Source organism: Chryseobacterium sp. ZHDP1 (assembly GCF_018603435.1).
Lineage (GTDB): Bacteria > Bacteroidota > Bacteroidia > Flavobacteriales > Weeksellaceae > Chryseobacterium > Chryseobacterium indicum.
Genome location: NZ_CP075682.1, coordinates 2,032,930 through 2,051,646, shown reverse-complemented (window position 1 = coordinate 2,051,646; position 18,717 = coordinate 2,032,930). Strand labels below are relative to the sequence as shown.

Annotated in this window: 19 protein-coding genes and 1 tRNA gene; 15 read left to right on the top strand and 5 right to left on the bottom strand. The window is 37.0% G+C overall.

Annotated elements, in window-relative coordinates; translation table 11 throughout:
• Positions 1-308 precede the first annotated feature (308 nt).
• From KKI44_RS09415 to KKI44_RS09405, 3 genes are all read left to right on the top strand, one after another.
• Positions 309-767, top strand: a complete 459-nt coding sequence (locus tag KKI44_RS09415; protein WP_214590767.1) for a DUF1801 domain-containing protein — start codon at positions 309-311, stop codon at positions 765-767.
• Positions 742-1,401 (top strand): YiiX/YebB-like N1pC/P60 family cysteine hydrolase, encoded by a 660-nt coding sequence (locus KKI44_RS09410; RefSeq protein ID WP_214590766.1) that lies wholly within the window; start codon positions 742-744, stop codon positions 1,399-1,401. The genes KKI44_RS09415 and KKI44_RS09410 overlap by 26 nt, the downstream gene beginning before the upstream one ends.
• Before the next feature lie 247 nt (positions 1,402-1,648).
• Positions 1,649-1,960 (top strand): NIL domain-containing protein, encoded by a 312-nt coding sequence (locus KKI44_RS09405; protein ID WP_214590765.1) that lies wholly within the window; start codon positions 1,649-1,651, stop codon positions 1,958-1,960.
• Between the two features lie 479 nt (positions 1,961-2,439).
• On the opposite strand, the gene murA is transcribed toward KKI44_RS09405, so the two are convergent.
• A complete protein-coding gene (gene murA / locus KKI44_RS09400; RefSeq protein WP_214590764.1) occupies positions 2,440-3,747 on the bottom strand; it encodes a UDP-N-acetylglucosamine 1-carboxyvinyltransferase in 1,308 nt (435 codons plus the stop codon).
• Positions 3,748-3,749: 2 nt separating this feature from the next.
• Positions 3,750-4,412 carry a DUF4290 domain-containing protein gene (locus KKI44_RS09395; RefSeq protein WP_214590763.1) on the bottom strand — a complete coding sequence of 221 codons (663 nt, stop codon included), beginning with the start codon at positions 4,410-4,412 and terminating at the stop codon, positions 3,750-3,752.
• A gap of 190 nt (positions 4,413-4,602) precedes the next feature.
• Between KKI44_RS09395 and KKI44_RS09390 the strand changes: the two genes are divergently transcribed.
• Entirely contained in the window at positions 4,603-6,039 is a 1,437-nt protein-coding gene (locus tag KKI44_RS09390) for an alpha-amylase (RefSeq protein ID WP_214590762.1), read from the top strand.
• Between the two features lie 86 nt (positions 6,040-6,125).
• Here KKI44_RS09390 and KKI44_RS09385 read toward each other — a convergent pair whose 3' ends face one another.
• Both KKI44_RS09385 and KKI44_RS09380 read right to left on the bottom strand, forming a co-directional pair.
• Positions 6,126-6,539, bottom strand: coding sequence for a thiol-disulfide oxidoreductase DCC family protein (locus KKI44_RS09385; RefSeq protein ID WP_214590761.1), 414 nt, complete (start codon positions 6,537-6,539; stop codon positions 6,126-6,128).
• Between the two features lie 12 nt (positions 6,540-6,551).
• Positions 6,552-7,013, bottom strand: a complete 462-nt coding sequence (locus tag KKI44_RS09380) for a heme-binding domain-containing protein (protein WP_214590760.1) — start codon at positions 7,011-7,013, stop codon at positions 6,552-6,554.
• A gap of 335 nt (positions 7,014-7,348) precedes the next feature.
• Here KKI44_RS09380 and katG point away from each other — a divergent pair, with 335 nt between their 5' ends.
• Both katG and KKI44_RS09370 read left to right on the top strand, forming a co-directional pair.
• Positions 7,349-9,628, top strand: a complete 2,280-nt coding sequence (katG, locus tag KKI44_RS09375) for a catalase/peroxidase HPI (protein WP_214590759.1) — start codon at positions 7,349-7,351, stop codon at positions 9,626-9,628.
• Between the two features lie 139 nt (positions 9,629-9,767).
• Positions 9,768-10,370: a hypothetical protein gene (locus KKI44_RS09370; protein WP_214590758.1), complete on the top strand. Its 603-nt coding sequence runs from the start codon at positions 9,768-9,770 to the stop codon at positions 10,368-10,370.
• A 57-nt stretch (positions 10,371-10,427) separates the two neighbouring features.
• Here KKI44_RS09370 and KKI44_RS09365 read toward each other — a convergent pair.
• Positions 10,428-10,498: transfer RNA gene (locus KKI44_RS09365), tRNA-Gln, on the bottom strand.
• 310 nt (positions 10,499-10,808) lie between these two features.
• Between KKI44_RS09365 and der the strand changes: the two genes are divergently transcribed.
• The 9 genes from der (at position 10,809) to KKI44_RS09320 (ending at position 18,709) form a co-directional block, all read left to right on the top strand.
• The gene (gene der, locus KKI44_RS09360; protein ID WP_214590757.1) at positions 10,809-12,119 is read left to right on the top strand and encodes a ribosome biogenesis GTPase Der; all 1,311 of its coding nucleotides are present in this window, start codon (positions 10,809-10,811) and stop codon (positions 12,117-12,119) included.
• Between the two features lie 87 nt (positions 12,120-12,206).
• Complete coding sequence (gene upp, locus KKI44_RS09355) at positions 12,207-12,860, top strand: uracil phosphoribosyltransferase (RefSeq protein ID WP_116097520.1); 654 nt, start codon at positions 12,207-12,209, stop codon at positions 12,858-12,860.
• Between the two features lie 132 nt (positions 12,861-12,992).
• Positions 12,993-13,520 carry an RNA polymerase sigma factor gene (locus KKI44_RS09350; protein WP_214590756.1) on the top strand — a complete coding sequence of 176 codons (528 nt, stop codon included), beginning with the start codon at positions 12,993-12,995 and terminating at the stop codon, positions 13,518-13,520.
• On the top strand, positions 13,510-13,794 hold the full coding sequence (locus tag KKI44_RS09345; RefSeq protein WP_214590755.1) for a hypothetical protein: 285 nt from the start codon (positions 13,510-13,512) through the stop codon (positions 13,792-13,794). The genes KKI44_RS09350 and KKI44_RS09345 overlap by 11 nt, the downstream gene beginning before the upstream one ends.
• Entirely contained in the window at positions 13,787-14,236 is a 450-nt protein-coding gene (locus KKI44_RS09340) for a Spy/CpxP family protein refolding chaperone (RefSeq protein WP_214590754.1), read from the top strand. The genes KKI44_RS09345 and KKI44_RS09340 overlap by 8 nt, the downstream gene beginning before the upstream one ends.
• A complete protein-coding gene (locus tag KKI44_RS09335; protein WP_214590753.1) occupies positions 14,233-14,910 on the top strand; it encodes an MbnP family protein in 678 nt (225 codons plus the stop codon). Before KKI44_RS09340 ends, KKI44_RS09335 begins: the two co-directional genes overlap by 4 nt.
• A 22-nt stretch (positions 14,911-14,932) precedes the next feature.
• A complete protein-coding gene (locus KKI44_RS09330; protein ID WP_250902187.1) occupies positions 14,933-16,003 on the top strand; it encodes a cytochrome-c peroxidase in 1,071 nt (356 codons plus the stop codon).
• A gap of 66 nt (positions 16,004-16,069) precedes the next feature.
• Positions 16,070-17,416, top strand: a complete 1,347-nt coding sequence (locus KKI44_RS09325; protein ID WP_214590752.1) for a YHYH protein — start codon at positions 16,070-16,072, stop codon at positions 17,414-17,416.
• Between the two features lie 93 nt (positions 17,417-17,509).
• The gene (locus KKI44_RS09320) at positions 17,510-18,709 is read left to right on the top strand and encodes a cytochrome-c peroxidase (RefSeq protein WP_214590751.1); all 1,200 of its coding nucleotides are present in this window, start codon (positions 17,510-17,512) and stop codon (positions 18,707-18,709) included.
• Positions 18,710-18,717: the final 8 nt, after the last annotated feature.

Sequence of the window (18,717 nt, the reverse complement as noted above, 5' to 3'; positions counted from 1 at the left end):
GTAACGGCTTTGTGAACCTAAAAACGTTTCATAATTAAAAAAAACTTCGTGAGCTTTGTGTTCAATGAAGCATCATGATTAAAGCTTTCGAATCAAAGAAAGTTAAAAAAATTACCTTATTCTTTGCTAAGTGTAACGGCTTTGTGAGCCTAAAACGTTTCATAATTAAAAAACCTTCGTGAGCTTTGTGTTCAATGAAGCATCAAGATTAAAACCTTCGAATCAAAAAAGTTAAAACAAAGTAATTCATTTAAAATCCTGTTCCGCTAAATTTTTGTTAATTTGAAGAATTATTAAAACTGAAAAATATGCAGATTCCATCCATTTTCGTTGACGACTATATTTCTCAAATTCCCGAAGAAAGACAGGAGATATTCAGAAAAATGTTTAATACAATTAACGATAATTTACCCGAAGGTTTTACGCAGGGCTCAAGCTACGGAATGATCGGTTGGGCAGTTCCTCTGGAAACGTACCCTGACGGTTATCACTGTACACCCGGATCACCTTTGCCTTTCATCAGCATTGCTTCCCAGAAAAATTTCGTTGCGTTGTATCACATGGGAATGTATGCGAAACCCGAACTGCTGAACTGGTTTGTAGAAGAATTTCCGAAACATTCCAAAAAAAAGCTGGATATGGGGAAATCCTGCGTCCGCTTCAAAAAAATGGAAGATATTCCGATGGAATTACTGGCAGAAATGAGCAAAAAAATGACTGTTGAAGAATGGATTGATATTTATGAAACCAATTTTAAAAAGAAATAATTTTTTATTGAAAGTTTTTACTGTTTTTTTCCTTTTTGTCCTGATTACAGTCTGTAAAAACTCGCAGGTTTCAGGTTTGAAAAACGGAGATTTACTTTTTGTAACGGCAAAAGAAACGGGACTTTCAGGGGCAATCAATAATGTCACCCAAAAGCAGAAAAATGCTTCCTTCGACCACATCGGTATTGTGGAAAAAAGTAAAGACGGAATTTTCGTGCTTCATGCCGCTCCAAAAGGCGGTTCGCAAAAGCAGGAGATAAAAGATTTCCTGAAAGACCAGTCTGAGGAAGGACAGCGGATTATAGTATACCGTCTGAAATCCGAATACCAGAAATCGATTCCTTCCGTGCTTGAAAAGGCAGAATCGATGGTAGGTAAACCTTACAATTTCAATTATATTCTGGACGAAAATTCCTATTACTGTTCAGATTTCATAGAAAGAGCTTTTCGGCAGGATCATATTTTTAAATTGGAACCGATGACGTTTATTGATCCGAAAACAGGAAAAACCAATGTTTTTTGGGAAGAATTCTATCAAAAGAAAAATCTGAAAGTTCCTGAAGGAGAGTTAGGCTGTAATCCAAATGGTCTGGCTGCTTCCGAAAAGCTGGAAAGAATAATGGAACTTAAATAAAAAATAAATTATATTCAGATTGAATAAGAACGGGCTAAGCTCGTTTTTTTTATGAAAAAAAATCAAATGATTTTAACCTAAAATTAAACATCACCGCAAAAATTTGAATAAAATTAAAAAATATTACCCTACTAATTTGGTAGACTAATATTTTTTTCTATTTTTGTCATACAATTAACGCAGAGAAATAAGATGCAGATTCTGAAACTCAGTTTTCTCTGAAAGTCTAACCTTAAAATATTGAGTTATGATTACACCAAATCCGGGACTACAGGTTTTGCCAAACCCATTAAATGTGCCAAAAAAAGAGTGGATACTTGAAATAGAGCTTAATGGTAAAATGAAATTTGAACATTTAATGAATACCATTTACCAACAGTTCGGGATTTGTCACAAAGTGTTATCTGCAAATGTTGAGTATGTGGACGGAAGAAGTTTCGGTACAGTTCAGTTATATATTAATGTAACTTCAGAAGATTTTAAGAAGTTAGAATTTTATCTTGAAAAAAATAGGCTTTTGAGTACTACTGTAGAATATATCTGCAGAAAGTACACTTAAGAGATTCATATAGTTTTAATTACGACAAACGACCGTTGCATTTTTGTGAACGGTCGTTTTTATTTTTCATTAAAAATTAAGATTCTCTTAAATTTTTTATAATTCTTTTTTACATCTTATTTTAACCTGAGTTCGGGATAAGTCTTTTTAACCGCAAGGTTAAACAAAGAGATTCAATTATCAGGAATTCAGCTTTTAAGATATACAAAGGCGTAAAATTGATCAAAGTAATACCATTTTTATTTTTCTTTGTGATAAATTAATATAATTCTATAAATCAATTATTTAAATTTATTTCTTATCCCGAACTGAGGATATTTTAGAAGAAAAGGCAAATAAATTTGCTTCACGAAGCCAGAGATCAGAGGCTGATCAAATCAGCTTATTCTTTACTCACTTTATAACAAGAAATGTAAGTGTAATTTTTGTGTAAAAAAAAGACCACTCAAAAAAGTGGTCTCAATATTTTAAAATAAAAATTAAATTCTTTCAATATCCGCTCCGATTGCTTTCAGTCTGCCGTCGATATTTTCATATCCTCTGTCGATCTGTTCAATATTGTGAATAATAGATTTTCCTTCTGCGGAAAGCGCAGCAATTAACAGTGCATTTCCTGCTCTGATGTCAGGAGAAACCATAGTGGTTCCTCTCAGCGGAGTTTCCTGATTAAGCCCGATTACTGTTGCTCTGTGCGGATCGCAAAGGATAATCTGCGCACCCATATCAATCAGCTTATCCACGAAGAATAATCTGGATTCAAACATTTTCTGGTGAACGAGAATGCTTCCTTTTGCCTGAGTTGCCACGACTAAAATAATCGATAATAAATCGGGTGTAAATCCTGGCCATGGAGCGTCGGAAATCGTTAAAATAGATCCGTCGATAAATTTTTGAATTTTATAATTTTCCTGAGCAGGAATAAAAATATCGTCATTGCTCTGCTCAAGCTGAATCCCGAGCTTTCTGAACGTATTCGGAATAACACCAAGCTGATTCCAGTTGACGTTTTTAATGGTGATTTCAGATTTCGTCATCGCAGCAAGACCAATCCAGGAACCGATTTCCACCATGTCCGGAAGCATTGTGTGTTCCGTTCCGTGAAGATGAGAAACGCCTTCAATAGTTAATAAATTGGAACCGATTCCTGAAATATTGGCTCCCATTCTGTTCAGCATTTTACAAAGCTGCTGAAGATAAGGTTCGCATGCAGCATTATAAATTCTGGTTTTTCCTTTTGCCAAAGCGGCAGCCATTACAATATTTGCCGTTCCCGTAACGGAAGCTTCTTCAAGCAAAATAAATTTCCCTTTCAGTTCCTTTGCCTTTAAAGAGTAAAAATACTCCTCCTCATCATAATGAAATTCAGCACCAAGCTCTACAAGCCCCTGAAAATGGGTGTCTAATCTTCTTCTTCCGATTTTATCACCTCCCGGAGTCGGCATGTACGCTTCACCATATCTTGCTAACATAGGACCCATCAACATGATCGAGCCTCTCAGTTTTGCGCCGTCTTTTTTGAACTCGCTGGATTTTATATAATCAAAATTTACTTTGTCTGCTTTAAAAGTATAATCTCCGTGTCCGTTTTTGGTAACCTTTACTCCAAAATCACCCAGAATCTCAATTAATCGATTAACGTCATGGATATCCGGAATATTTTTAATTCTAACTTCCTCATCAGTCAACAAAACAGCACAAAGAATCTGAAGAGCTTCGTTCTTAGCCCCCTGTGGAGTAATTTCGCCTTGCAGTCTTTTTCCTCCTCTTATTTGAAATGTTCCACTCATGTTTACTTTCTTTTATTATGATTGTTATTGTTGTTGTGTCTTCTTTTGTTGTTTTGGTTGTTTCGGTTGTTATTCCTGTTGTTATTGTTATTATTTCGGTTGTTATTGTTGGTGGTGTAATAGATTTTGCTCTTTTCAAGAGAATCTATTCCGGTAAGATCCAGCCTGTTTTCCGAAAGTTCTTTCAGATGACGGAAAATAACATCATCTGTTACGTGTTCCTTATTATATACATTGTAGGACTTCTTCATATTATTGGCAATCACTTCGATTAGCGCTTCCTTTTCGTCGCCCTGTTCCAGTTCGATTGCTTTTTCTATTAACTGAAGAATACTTTTCCCGTAAAATTTAAAATCTCCCTGAAGTTTAGGATATTCCATCCTTTTTGGTTTTTCTTCAAGTTCTTCCTTTGTAGGGAAAGGATAGGGAGAATCTACATCCAGATCATGGTTGGCTAAAATGTATAGATGATCCCAAAGTTTATGTTTATAATTTTCTTCGTCTCTCAATTGCGGGTTTCTCTGACCCATAAAATCAATGATTGCCATTGCCATTTCGCTTCGCTCTTCTTTTGTAGGAAGCTCTTTGCAACGTTCAACCAACTGTTGTATAATTCTGCCGTATTCAGGCAAATGAAGCTGAGTTCTTTGGGTATTGTATTCCATAGTATGCAAATATATGGAATAATGGAAAAATTGTACCGAAAATCTTAAAAGTTTATGATTTTTTAATGATTGGTCCTGTTAGCGATTTGATGGGATTTTTAAAGAAAAAATAAAATTATTTCACGTGGTTTAGAATTTTTTTAATAAAATTGTAATTTAGTTAATACTTTAATAATTAAAAATTTTTAACATGAAAAAAACACACATTTTACTTTCATTGCTGGCTTTAGGTATGGTAAGTTCTTGCCAGAACAATGATGAAACAATTAGCGAAAGCTCAAAACAGTTAGAAATTCATGATAAAATCGTGAATGTTACAAATCACGACGGGCGTCCTTTCAGTACGGGAGCCGGAACTTCTTCAACTTCAAAATTCGTAGCCGGACCGGGCGGAAGTGTTCTTATGCAGGGATTTTACTGGGATGTTCCCGATGGCGGAAACTGGTGGAATACCGTAAAAGCAAAAGTAACCGACTGGTCCAATGCCGGAATTGGCGCAATCTGGCTTCCTCCGGCGTCAAAAGCACAGAACGGAGCTTATTCTATGGGATATGATCCTACAGATTATTACGACTTCGGAAACTTTAACCAGAACGGAAGTGTAGAAACACGTTTCGGATCCAGAGCAGAACTGGAAGCATTAATTACGCAGGCTCACACTGAAAACATGCAGGTGTATGCTGATATTGTCATCAATCATAACAGCGGTGGTCAATCGGAGGCGAATCCTTACACGGGAACCAATACATGGACCAATTTTTCGGGTGTGGCATCAGGAAAGTTTACAAGAAATTACAACGATTTTTACAAGAATGCCTATGGTAATAATGATGAGGGCGCTTTCGGCGGTTTTCCGGATCTTTGCCATGCCAATCCCTATGTGCAAAGCTGGCTTTGGGAAAGAGATGATTCTGTTGGTAAGTATTATAAAAACGTTATGAAGTTTGATGGATGGAGGTTCGATTATGTAAAAGGTTTCGGACCATGGGTGGTGAATAAATGGAATGCGAATGTGGGAGGATTTTCTGTGGGAGAATTATGGGATTCTAACGTAAACACGCTGGAATGGTGGGCGAATAATGCCAACAGTTCCGTTTTCGATTTTGCAGCCTATTATAAAATGGATGAAGCATTTGATAATAATAATTTAAATGCTTTGAATGATGATATGATGTGGAAAAGAAACCCTTTCAAAGCAGTGACTTTCGTGGCAAATCATGATACGGATATCATATACAATAAAATGTTGGCTTATGCGTATATCTTAACTCACGAAGGGTATCCTACGATTTTTTACAGAGATTATGAAGAATGGCTAAACAAAGAGAGATTAAACAATCTGATCTGGATTCACAATAATAAAGCTACCGGAACAACTTCTATTCTGTATACGGATAACGACGAGTATATTGCAAGAAGAAACGGCTATAACGGGAATCCGGGATTGGTAGTCTACATCAACAATTCTTCAACGTGGCAGGAAAGATGGATTCAGACGAACTGGGCAAGTCAGCAGATTAAAGATTTTACCGGAAGTTCAGGCTGGTATCCTACAACTCAGGGCGATAAATGGGTGAAAATTCAATGCGCTCCGAAGTCTTATTCTGTATGGTCTTTAAACCAATAATAGAATCAAGGTTTTAAAATGAAAAAGACTGTTTCGTAATTGAAACAGTCTTTATTTATTTACAGCGTTTATCATTTAAAGATAAATCAGACTTCTATAAATTTTTTTCTTTCATCGGGAGTCGGAAGATAACATTTCTGATTTGACAGTTTCATTCTGTTTCTTGATACAGCATCATAAATTTGATCGCTTAAAAATCCGGGAATGATTTTTCCGATGGCTGAAAGTTTATAGATCCCTCCTAAAAGATGGGCAATTTGCAGAACGGCTTTGGATTTTTCGAGATAATAATGATTCGGTTTCCACAAATAAAGCGTATTGAAAACTTCCGTATTCAGTTTTCTTTCGGTTAAGAACTGTTGTCCGAAATCCGACTGTAACGAAGCAAAAAGAAACCGGTCTTTCTTATCTCTTTTAAGAATCCACTGAACCCAGAAATTGCAGACTCCGCAATCACCGTCAAAAAATACAATATGTTTCCCCATCCATTTTTCCTCCATGATTTTTGATTTTTAAAGAGCCATTTTTCTTTCAGTCTCAGCTTTTTCTTTTTTGAAATAATCTACCAGTATTTTTCGCTGCTCATCCGTAAGTTTTGCATCCTGATGTCCGATATAATACGATTCCAGAGGCATTTCTTTTTTTTCGATCATTTCAATACATTCATCAAGCTTATGAGCCTGCTGTTTGGGAAGGTACGTGGCAAACGTAGAGAAATTGAGTTCTTTTCTCCCTTCATCGATATGATGCTTCAGAATCCATGAAGCAGGGGCAATGTTAGAATACCACGGATATTTTGATTCATTAGAATGGCAGTCGTAGCATGAATTGGTAATCAGTTGAGCCACTTCCGGCTGTACATTTTTAATCTTCAAAAAATCCATTCCGGGAGTAGGAGCAGGATTTGTTTTGTCGATCGGAAAAAACTGTATGATGATAAAAGCGACAAGAACGATGACCAATATTTTTTTCATTGCTAAAATTTTATGTTTTCTGAATAGATAAAGATAGTCAAATTTTTGAGATATAAGAAGTTTAAAATGCAGTACACATTGCCTTGTCTTTAATGTTTCTAAATATCTGTATCAGAGATTGAATATTATTCAAATTCAGATAAAAAATGCTTACCTTAAATGAATTATTACAGATTCATCTATTTAAAGAATTGCAAAACAGTAATTTAAAATTAATTATTGTTTTTAGCTATCATAAAAATAATTTCAATAGATTGTATTTATTTTATAACAGTTGTATGTTTGCATTGTTCAATATTTAAAAAATTGTTAATCAACATAAAAATTTAAACGATATGGAAAATACTTCAGGAGACATCAGCAAATGCCCTTTTCACAACGGAACGATGAAAAAAGAAAATGTAGCAGGAGGTGGTACTAAAAATATAGATTGGTGGCCGGATCAGTTAAGAGTAGATATTCTTCGTCAGCATTCTGATCTGTCTAATCCGATGGAGAAAGATTTCAATTATGCAGAAGCTTTTAAAAGCCTCGATCTGGAAGAAGTAAAAAAAGACCTTCATGCTTTAATGACGGATTCTCAGGATTGGTGGCCTGCAGATTTCGGACATTACGGACCTTTGTTTATCCGTATGGCTTGGCACAGCGCAGGAACGTATCGTGTAGGTGACGGGCGAGGCGGAGCAGGAGCCGGACAGCAGCGTTTTGCCCCTTTGAACAGTTGGCCGGATAACGTAAGTCTGGATAAAGCGAGAAGACTTCTTTGGCCCATTAAACAAAAATACGGGAAGAAAATTTCCTGGGCAGATTTAATGATCCTTACCGGAAACATTGCCTTAGAATCCATGGGATTCAAAACGTTCGGATTTGCGGGAGGTCGTGAAGATGTTTGGGAGCCGGATCAAGATGTGTATTGGGGAACAGAGAAAACATGGTTGGGCGGAGATCTTCGCTATGCACATGGCTCAGACGGAGTGGTAGAAAACAGAGGAGTTCTTCCTACTGATGATAATGCAGACGGAGATATCCATACAAGAAATTTAGAAAAACCGTTGGCTGCGGTACAGATGGGACTTATTTATGTAAATCCTGAAGGTCCGGACGGAAATCCTGATCCTATTGCAGCAGCAAAAGATATTCGTGATACGTTTGGAAGAATGGCAATGAATGATGAAGAAACCGTTGCTTTAATTGCGGGCGGTCACACATTTGGTAAAACACACGGAGCAGGACCTGCGGATCATGTGGGAGAAGAGCCCGAAGCGGCAGGAATTGAAGCGCAGGGATTTGGATGGAACAGCACCTATAAATCTGGAAAAGGACCGGATGCTATTTCCAGCGGACTGGAAGTAACATGGACGGAAACTCCGACGGAATGGAGTAATTATTTCTTTAAAAATCTTTTTGAAAACGAATGGGAACTTACAAAAAGTCCGGCAGGAGCGCATCAGTGGGTTGCCAAGAACGGAGAAGAAATTATTCCCGATGCTTTTGATCCTAATAAAAAACACAGACCAACAATGCTTACAACGGATCTTTCGTTGAGGTTTGATCCTGTTTATGAGAAAATATCAAGAAGATTTTATGAAAATCCGGATGCTTTTGCGGATGCTTTTGCAAGAGCATGGTATAAACTGACGCACAGAGATATGGGCCCTAAAGCCCGTTATTTGGGACCGGATGTTCCTGCGGAAGAATTAATATGGCAGGATCCGATTCCAGAAGTGGATCACGCGTTAATCAATAATTCAGACGTTGAAGCTTTAAAATCAAAGATTTTAGCTTCAGGTTTAAGTGTTTCAGAATTGGTTTCTACAGCCTGGGCATCGGCTTCTACATTCAGAGGAAGTGATAAAAGAGGAGGAGCAAACGGGGCGAGAATTCGTTTAGCTCCACAAAAAGACTGGGAAGTAAATAATCCGGCACAGCTTCAGAAAGTTTTAAGTATTCTTGAAAATATTCAGAGAGAATTTAATGAGAACCAAACAGGCGGTAAAAGAATTTCTTTAGCAGATCTTATTGTTCTTGCAGGAAGTGCTGCTGTTGAAAAAGCTGCAAAAGACGGTGGCTATCAGATCATCGTTCCTTTTGCGCCGGGAAGAATGGATGCTTCACAGGAACAAACCGATGTAGAATCTATGGGATATCTTGAGCCTGCAGCAGATGGATTCAGAAACTATCTAAAGAAAAAATTCTCGGTATCTACAGAATCTTTATTGATTGATAAAGCACAGTTGTTAACGCTTACAGCTCCTGAACTTACTGTATTAATCGGAGGAATGAGATCTCTTAATGCGAATTTCGACGGTTCTTCTCACGGTATTTTTACGCAGAATCCGGGAGTGCTTTCCAATGATTTCTTTGTTAATTTACTGGATATGAGTACTCAGTGGAAATCTGCTTCTGATGATAATGAATTGTATGAAGGGACAGACCGAAAAACCGGAGAGAAAAAATGGACAGCCACGAGAGCGGATCTTGTTTTCGGATCGAATTCCGAACTGAGAGCTATTGCAGAAGTATATGCAAGTTCGGATGCCAAAGAAAAGTTTGTGAATGATTTTGTTTCAGCTTGGGTAAAAGTAATGAATCTTGATCGGTTTGATCTGATTTAGTATAATTAAAATATTTAACATAATAATTGAAAAGGCAACGGTTTTTGTTGTCTTTTTTTTGTTTTTATTTAATTTTAACAACTAAAAATTAGGATTTGTTTAAATAAAATATATTTTTGCTAAAAAAACAAATCTAAACATGATAAAAAAATTATTTCCTGCCTTATTATTGGTAGGCTCTTTTAGTTACGCTCAGATAGGAATCAATAATGAAAATCCCAGTGCAACATTAGACATTACAGGTAATCCGGCAGATCCGGCAAAATTTGATGGCATTATAGCACCGCGAATTACAGGAACACAACTAAGAGCAAAAAACTATACCGGCTCACAAAACGGAGCCGTTGTTTTTGTTACTCAGGAAGATACTTCTCCTGCAGGACAGACGGTAGATGTTACAGCTTCCGGGTATTATTATTTTGACGGAAGTTCCGGGAAATGGATAAAGCTATTGTCGGCGGCAGCAACTCAAAAAATAAAGTCAATGTCTTCAGGAACTGTTGCAGCAGATGATTATACTGTTTTAGTAGGGGGAAATATTACTTTACCTTCTGCAACCTCTACAAACAGAGGAAAAGTTTACCAGCTGATCAATGATACTTCCGGAAATGTAACGATAACAGGAACATTCAGGATTAATGGCGGAAATTTTTCAAATTACGGCTTAAATAACAGCGATTTGGGTAGAGGAATTGTCGTTCAGAGTACGGGATCGGCTTGGGTGATTATTTCGAGATATTAAGGAAGAAAAATTGGACAAATAAAAAACCGTTAATTATTTATAATTAACGGTTTTTTGTAGACCCACAGGGATTCGAACCCCAGATGACTGAACCAAAATCAGTAGTGTTACCGCTACACCATGGGTCTGTATTTCTATGACGCGAAATTATATAAATTATTTTAAAAATAAAAATGATATTGAAAGAAAAAGTGCTTAGTTATCGATTATTAATTGATTTACAAAGATTTATTTTTTAACTTTTTTATTCAAAATAAGCAGCATACGGTATTTTAGCTGAACTGAAGTAATACACACATCCCACATTACGATTTCTTGAACAGTCTACAGTACTGTTATTAACGGAATATCAAATTAAATAAAAAGCGTATCTTTGCAAAAAATTGGGCTCCAAAAGTTGGAGAAACCCATTAATAATCTTAATTATTAAACATTTTTATGTCGAATATTGTCGCAATCGTTGGGCGTCCCAACGTAGGAAAATCCACGCTTTTTAATCGTTTACTGGAAAGAAGAGAGGCCATCGTAGACTCTACAGCCGGTGTTACCAGAGACCGTCACTACGGAAAATCCGACTGGAACGGAGTAGATTTTACGGTAATTGATACCGGAGGATATGATGTAAACAATGATGACGTCTTTCAGGGAGAAATTTCAAAGCAGGTTCAGCTGGCGATCGATGAGGCAACTTCTATCATTTTCATGTTAAATGTGGAGGAAGGTCTTACAGATACGGATTTCGAGATCCACGAGATGTTAAGAAGATCAAACAAGCCGGTTTATATTGTAATCAATAAAGTAGATTCTTCCAAAGAAGAACTCGCTGCTACAGAATTTTATCAGTTGGGAATTGAAAAATATTACACTTTATCTTCTGCAACAGGTTCAGGAACAGGAGATTTACTGGACGATGTGGTAAAAGATTTCCCGACAACCGAATACAAAGATCCTTTCGAAGGTTTACCGAAAATTACCATTGCAGGTCGTCCGAACGTAGGAAAATCTACGATGACGAACGCTTTGCTGGATACGGAAAGAAATATCGTAACAGATGTTGCCGGAACTACAAGAGACAGTATTCAGACGCTTTACAATAAATTTGGACACGAGTTTGTATTGGTAGATACGGCCGGAATGAGAAGAAAATCCAAAGTTAGCGAAGATTTGGAATTCTATTCCGTAATGCGTTCTATCCGTTCCATCGAGTATTCTGATGTGGTAATTATCATGGTGGATGCTACTCAGGGATGGGAATCTCAGGATATGAACATATTTGGTCTGGCTCAGAAAAACAGAAAAGGAATCGTGATTTTGGTGAACAAATGGGATTTGATTGAAGGTAAGGAAACGAATACCATGCGTGATTTCGAAAAACAGATTAAAGACAAGATCGGGCAGTTTCAGGATATTCCTATTTTATTCGTTTCTGCATTAACGAAGCAGAGAATCCTGAAAGCGGTAGATATGGCAATGCAGGTGTATGAAGACCGTAAGAAAAAGATCAAGACATCTAAACTTAATGAAGTAATGCTTCCTATTTTTGAGCAGACACCTCCTCCTGCAAACAAAGGAAAATACATTAAAATTAAATATTGCGTACAGCTTCCGACGCCGTCGCCACAATTTGTATTCTTCTGTAACTTACCGCAGTACGTAAAAGAACCATATAAAAGATTTACTGAAAACCAATTGAGAAAAGAATTCGGGTTTACCGGAGTTCCTATCGAAGTGTATTTCAGACAAAAATAAATTACAGTCCCTTTCAGATTTTTCTGAGAGGGATTTTATTCTTCATTAAATATATATATATATTTTAGATAAAAGCTTTTCAAAATAATGAACACAATCGTTTTATCAGAACAATTTTCTTTAGTTAATTCATGGATCAATGAGCTTCGAAATGTTGAAATCCAGCACGACCGTATGAGATTCCGCAGAAATATGGAAAGAATCGGCGAAATTGCTGCTTTCGAGATCAGCAAAACACTGGAGCAGAAAGAAATTGAAATTCAGACACCTCTGGATACGATTAAAGTGAAGGAAATTGCTGTTCAGCCGGTTATTACGACCATTTTGAGAGCCGGAGTTCCTTTGTTTGAGGGAATTTTGAATTATCTTGATAAAGCAGACTGCGGATTTGTTGCCGCTTACAGAAAACACGACGCCAACGATTATTTTTCTATCAAGCAGGACTATTTAACGTGTCCGAATATCGAAGGCAGACCCTTAATTGTTGCAGATCCGATGTTGGCAACCGGAGCTTCTCTTATCGAAGCCATCAAAGATTTATTAACGCACGGAAAACCTACAGAACTGCATATTGTTGCAGCAATTGCTTCAAGACAGGGAGTTGAAACCATAGAAAAAGCGTATCCTGATGCTAAAATCTGGGTAGGAGCTATTGATGAAAACCTTACCTCAAAAGGCTACATCACTCCTGGATTGGGTGATGCCGGAGACTTAAGCTATGGCGAAAAACTACAGCGATAAATTTCTGATCATTTTTTTTCGGAATCATTTTTACATGTGAATTTCTTTTATTTTTACGGAAACTAAAAAAAACGAAGGAAAAAATATTTTTTTTCGTCTAATAAAAAAAGTGACCGTAATGAAAACCGGAATATGAATTTCGAGTTTATCTTCCGCCAGCATCAGAAGATGGTGTATAATCTCGCATTGCAGTATACCCAGAATACCGAAGATGCAGAAGAAATAACTCAGGATGTTTTTGTAAAAATATCACAAAAAATGGATGGCTTTAAAAACGAGTCATCCTTAAAAACATGGATTTACCGCATTGCGATTAACACCTCTTTAGATTTTCTTAAACATAAAAATTCCAGGAAAAGATTCTTTTTCGGTCTTTTCAGAGATTCGGATGCTGAAAACAGACAGAATGAACCGGTAGATTTCAATCATCCCGGTGTGGTTCTTGAGCAGAAAGAAGAAGTGATGAAAATTTTCAGTTTCATAAATAATCTTCCCAATGATCAGAAAACGGTGGTTATTTTAATGAAAATTGAAGGCAATTCTCAGCAGGAAACCGCTGAAATTATGAACCTCAGTCAGAAAGCAGTAGAGTCTCTTTTTCAACGTGCCAAAAAAAATCTTATCCAAAAACTAAATCAACAGAAGGAATATGAAAAATAAATCGTCTAAGTATGTAATGGAAGATCAGTTGCAGATATTAGAAAAAATTCAGAGCGTAGAGGCTCCTTCAGAATTGTACGGAAAGATTCTCGGTAAAATTGAGGATCAGAAGAAAGATATCGTTTCTCCAAAATGGATTTTTGCAGCGGCTGCCGTGATTGTTATTCTGATCAGTTTGAACGTAAAAGTTATTCAAAACACTAAAGATAATTCAAAATCAGATTTTGATACCTTATTTATGATGAAATCACAAAATACTTTTTCGTATGACTAAAAGCAGGTTTTACATTTTTATCATTATTGGTCTGTTGATTTCCAATCTTTTATTGGTAATCTTCATGCTCACGCGAAAACCTCCGCATCATTCAGGGCCGAGAGATCTCATTATTGAACGGCTGCATTTGGATGAAAAACAGATACAGCAATATGACGGGCTTATTCAGCAGCACAGAATGCAGATCCGGGAAAAAGAACACGAAATGATGGATGCGAAAACACAGTATTATTCATTATTAAAAAATAAAGATCAGAAAAACGGAGATTCTTTGGTACAGCAGATCGGGAAGATAAGCATGGAAACGGAGAAAATTAATTTTAAACATTTTCAGGACATCAGAAAAATATGCCGTCCCGACCAGTTGCAGGATTTTGATCATCTTATTGATGAATTTGAATCTCTTTTTGCTCCGGGACCGAAACCTCCACACGAGCGATGAAAAAAAATTATTTCGTTTTTATTTTCCTGGCTTCGGTGAATTTTCTCTTTTCGCAGAACATCTTTACCGGAATACAGTTCAGTCCGGTTTGGGCTTCTGAAAAGCTGGAAATAGAAAAAAAATATACATTAAAAGATGATGTTGTTTCCCTATCTAAATTAAAATTTTACGTTTCGGATATCAATCTTAAAAAATCAGGAAAAACAGTTTACAAAACACCGGAAAAATCTTATTTAATTGATTCTGAAAACAGATTGAAAATAGATTTTGATAAAAATATCACAGATGATTTTGATGAAATACAATTCAGTATCGGAATAGACAGTCTTACCAATGTTTCCGGAGCAATGGGAGGAGATCTTGATCCCGTGAACGGAATGTACTGGTCTTGGCAAAGCGGATACATCAATTTTAAAGTAGAGGGAAATTCAGAAAAATCCGGCGCTGTTCATAAAGATTTTCAATTTCATGTCGGAGGATATTTAAAACCTTTTGAAACATTGCAGACAGTTATTTTGCCCTTCAAAAGAAACCAAAATGTAATTTTTGTAGATGTTTCACGGTTTTTATCGGAAATTGATCTTAAAAAAACACATTCCGTCATGTCACCCGGAGAAAAAGCAACGGCTCTTGCCCATGTATTTCAGAAAATATTTTACACAGAATCTAAATAATTTTTCAGATAAAAGCATGATCATGAAAGATAAAGGTGAATCTCATCCGGTCATAAAAGGAATGCTGAAATACATTCCTGTTTTTTTATTTCTGGTTCCCTTATTGGCTTTTACCTTTAAAGATCTTTATCCTCTTTACATACCCGAATATTTTCCGAAACCCGTTTACGATTTTAAAAAAGAACCGTTAACCAAAGAAAAAGTGGAGTTGGGAAGAGTCTTATTTTATGATCCCATTTTATCAAAAGACGGAACAATTTCCTGTGCTTCCTGTCATACTTCATACAACGCTTTCGCACATAACGATCACGCCTTAAGTCACGGAATCGGAGATTCTATCGGAAAAAGAAATGCTCCGGCGCTGTTTAATCTGGCGTGGCAAAAAGATTTGATGTGGGATGGAGCGGTTAATCACATCGAAGTTCAGGCTTTGGCTCCGATAAGTAACAAAAAAGAAATGGGAGAATCGATAGAAAATGTCGTTAAAAAACTTCAGGCTAAAAAACTGTACAGAACCCTCTTTTATAAAGCTTTTTCAGACAGCACCATTACAGGACAGCATTTGCTGAAGGCTCTTGCTCAGTTTCAGCTTACCTTAATTTCTGCAGGCTCGAAATACGATCAGGTAAAAAAAGGGAAAGATAGTTTCACAGAGCAGGAACAGAAGGGCTATGAGATTTTTAAACGGAACTGCAATTCCTGTCATCAGGAGCCACTTTTTTCATCCTACCAATTTGCCGCTAACGGATTGCCGATGGATTCATACCTGAAAGATCAGGGACGATTTGGGATCACAAAACAGCCCAAAAACAATCAGATGTTTAAAATTCCTTCACTAAGAAATCTGAGCTATTCCTATCCTTATATGCATGATGGAAGATTCACAAGATTGAGTCAGGTAGTTAACCATTACACCAACGGAATACAGCAGAATTCAAAAGTTTCAAAAGAACTCAGAAAAAAAATCATCCTTACAGATAATGAAAAAGTTGATCTCATCGCATTTCTGCTTACTCTTAACGATAGAGAATTTGTGAAAAACCAAAATTTTCAGTTTCCGAAAGAAATTTTACTGTCCTCCGAAGGAAAATAAATGTATTGTCGTCTAATAAAGTAATGAGACTTTAATATTTTAAAGTGAAAACCTCAAAATATCGGCATGAGAAAAAAAATTACCTACTTGTTTTTATCTTTATTGGGAACTTTGATTAATGCTCAAGGGCCCGCAGTAACTTCATGGCTGCAAAACACAACGGCAACAGGAACTTACTACCCGAACGGAAACTCTACTCCGCAGGGGAACAGCATTCTCGTAAATTGTCAGGCGGTACAATATTCTGCAAGCAATGTTTATATTTCTACCAAAGGAATTCCGGCTTATCCTACAGGTCCTTTTCAGGATGGAAATCCCAATCAGGCAGGAAATCAGAATGCCATATTTAAATTTCCTTTGGCTCCGGTTCAGAATACAGGAACTCCAACGGCGACCGCACTTGGAAATATTGCTGTTTTTATCAATGGGGTCGCAGGTTTCGATCCTAAAGACGGGGTTTCATGGAAATCTTCCACAAACGCTTGGGCAGGAGGTCCAATCGGGGGAACCGGCGACGGGGTCTGGCAGCGCGATGCAATTGTTTATGAAAAGCTTGGCTTCGATTGTTCCAAAGGTCATCCTGCCGGTACAAATTATCATCATCATCAGAATCCTTCAGCTTTTAAATATGATCTGAATGTGATTTCTACGGTATGTAATCCTTATGATGCGAACGGATTATACACAATTAATACTTCACAGCATTCTCCACTTATAGGTTTCGCTTACGACGGATATCCGATCTACGGAGCTTATGCCTACAAAAATGCAGACGGAACAGGAGGAATTACCCGAATGAAATCCGGGTATCAGCTGAGAAGTATTACAACAAGAAATACGATTAACGGAGTTTCTGTTACAGCGGGACCTCCCGTAAACTCAACATATCCTTTAGGATCATGCATTCAGGATTATGAGTGGATTGCTCATACAGGGCAGGACGATTATCTCGATGAACACAACGGAAGATTCTGTAAAACACCAGAATATCCCAACGGAACGTATTGCTATTTTGCAACGGTGGATGCCAATCACAATTCAGCTTATCCTTATTTGATAGGACCAACTTATTATGGAGTTTATGCAAACCGAAAAGTAACTTCAATAACGGAAACAACAACAACTTATACTTCAAATCTTGCCGTATCCGAAGCTGAATTTAAAAATATCAGTACAGTTTTATATCCCAATCCGGTTAGCGATTTACTGCTTGTTCAGGTGGATCATTTACTGAAATATGATTTAGATATAGAGATGTATGATATATCTGGGAAGTTACTCATGAAAACCCAGATGATCAAAGGAAGTACAATTGCTTATTTCGATACGCAGACTTTATACAACGGAACTTATATGGTTAAAATTTCCAACGGTAAAAATACAATCTCAAAGAAAGTAATTGTAAAGCATTAAAATAAAAATAAATCTTCACAAAAACTCACAGATATTTCTTAATCCGGAATTATCCTGCAAAAACTTTTAAACGAACTATTCTAAAAACCTCTTATGAAAAAAGTTAAATTACTGCTTATTCCCGCTTTCTTCGCAGCATTAGCTGTATACTCCTGTTCAGGCGGCGATGTTTATGAAGCCACTCCTGTTACACAAGACAGCTATCCCGGAATTTTGGCTGCTTTTGGTTCCAATATCAATTTGAGCAGCCTCGAAAATTATGCAAATCAGCCCAAACCGGCTTATATTACAAGAGATAATACCGCCGGAAATCCTATTACTGATAAAGGGGCAACATTGGGAAGAATGTTGTTTTACGACAAAAATCTTTCAAAAAACAATACCATTTCATGTGCAAGCTGTCACAAACAGGAACTTGCTTTTGGAGATAATGCTGTTGCGAGTACCGGAGTAAACGGAACTACAGGAAGGCATGCCATGAGACTGGTGAATGCGAGATTCGGAAATGAAATGAAATTTTTCTGGGACGAAAGAGCCGCTAATCTGGAAGCACAGACTACATTCCCGATTCAGGATCATAATGAAATGGGCTTTAGCGGAACAAATGGCGACGGCACACTTCAGGATTTGATTACCAAACTTCAGAACATTAAATACTATCAGGAAATGTTCACTTTTGTTTATGGAGACGCTACGGTTACACAAACAAGAATTCAGAATGCACTGGCGCAGTTTATCAGAAGTATTCAGTCTTTTGATTCTAAATATGATGCAGGAAGAGCCGCAAGTGCAAATGATCAGCAGCCGTTTGCAAATTTTACAGCACAGGAAAATCAGGGGAAAAATCTATTTCTGGCTCCTCCTGTTTTTGATGCGACAGGAAACCGGACCGGTGGCGGATTAGGTTGTGCAGCTTGCCATGCCGCTCCTGAATTTGATATTGATCCGAATTCCAAAAACAACGGAATTATCGGTAAGATCAGCGGAACCGGAATCGACATTACAAATACCAAAGCTCCAAGTTTAAGAAACATTACCAACAGCAGCGGAATAGAAAACGGACAGTTTATGCACAACGGAAATTTCACAACGCTTCAGCAGGTGATTGGTCATTACGGAAATATCAATATTGCACCGGGAAACACCAATCTCGATCCTCGTTTAGCGCCTAACGGAAACGGACAAAAGCTAAACCTTACATCAACCGAAGTAAATGCAGTAATCGCATTTCTGAAAACACTTTCCGGAACCGATGTGTATACCAATAAAAAATGGAGTAATCCTTTTAAATAATTACAATT

Excerpts from the sequence above, each read along its gene's own strand:
- KKI44_RS09405 (WP_214590765.1), top strand. The coding sequence starts at position 1,649 with ATGATTACACCAAATCCGGGACTACAGGTTTTGCCAAACCCATTAAAT.
- KKI44_RS09385 (WP_214590761.1), bottom strand. The coding sequence starts at position 6,539 with ATGGAGGAAAAATGGATGGGGAAACATATTGTATTTTTTGACGGTGAT.
- upp (WP_116097520.1), top strand. The coding sequence starts at position 12,207 with ATGAACACAATCGTTTTATCAGAACAATTTTCTTTAGTTAATTCATGG.
- der (WP_214590757.1), top strand. The coding sequence starts at position 10,809 with ATGTCGAATATTGTCGCAATCGTTGGGCGTCCCAACGTAGGAAAATCC.
- KKI44_RS09335 (WP_214590753.1), top strand. The coding sequence starts at position 14,233 with ATGAAAAAAAATTATTTCGTTTTTATTTTCCTGGCTTCGGTGAATTTT.
- KKI44_RS09410 (WP_214590766.1), top strand. The coding sequence starts at position 742 with ATGAAACCAATTTTAAAAAGAAATAATTTTTTATTGAAAGTTTTTACT.
- katG (WP_214590759.1), top strand. The coding sequence starts at position 7,349 with ATGGAAAATACTTCAGGAGACATCAGCAAATGCCCTTTTCACAACGGA.
- KKI44_RS09390 (WP_214590762.1), top strand. The coding sequence starts at position 4,603 with ATGAAAAAAACACACATTTTACTTTCATTGCTGGCTTTAGGTATGGTA.
- KKI44_RS09340 (WP_214590754.1), top strand. The coding sequence starts at position 13,787 with ATGACTAAAAGCAGGTTTTACATTTTTATCATTATTGGTCTGTTGATT.
- KKI44_RS09345 (WP_214590755.1), top strand. The coding sequence starts at position 13,510 with ATGAAAAATAAATCGTCTAAGTATGTAATGGAAGATCAGTTGCAGATA.
- murA (WP_214590764.1), bottom strand. The coding sequence starts at position 3,747 with ATGAGTGGAACATTTCAAATAAGAGGAGGAAAAAGACTGCAAGGCGAA.
- KKI44_RS09395 (WP_214590763.1), bottom strand. The coding sequence starts at position 4,412 with ATGGAATACAATACCCAAAGAACTCAGCTTCATTTGCCTGAATACGGC.
- KKI44_RS09330 (WP_250902187.1), top strand. The coding sequence starts at position 14,933 with ATGAAAGATAAAGGTGAATCTCATCCGGTCATAAAAGGAATGCTGAAA.
- KKI44_RS09325 (WP_214590752.1), top strand. The coding sequence starts at position 16,070 with ATGAGAAAAAAAATTACCTACTTGTTTTTATCTTTATTGGGAACTTTG.
- KKI44_RS09370 (WP_214590758.1), top strand. The coding sequence starts at position 9,768 with ATGATAAAAAAATTATTTCCTGCCTTATTATTGGTAGGCTCTTTTAGT.
- KKI44_RS09415 (WP_214590767.1), top strand. The coding sequence starts at position 309 with ATGCAGATTCCATCCATTTTCGTTGACGACTATATTTCTCAAATTCCC.
- KKI44_RS09320 (WP_214590751.1), top strand. The coding sequence starts at position 17,510 with ATGAAAAAAGTTAAATTACTGCTTATTCCCGCTTTCTTCGCAGCATTA.
- KKI44_RS09350 (WP_214590756.1), top strand. The coding sequence starts at position 12,993 with ATGAATTTCGAGTTTATCTTCCGCCAGCATCAGAAGATGGTGTATAAT.
- KKI44_RS09380 (WP_214590760.1), bottom strand. The coding sequence starts at position 7,013 with ATGAAAAAAATATTGGTCATCGTTCTTGTCGCTTTTATCATCATACAG.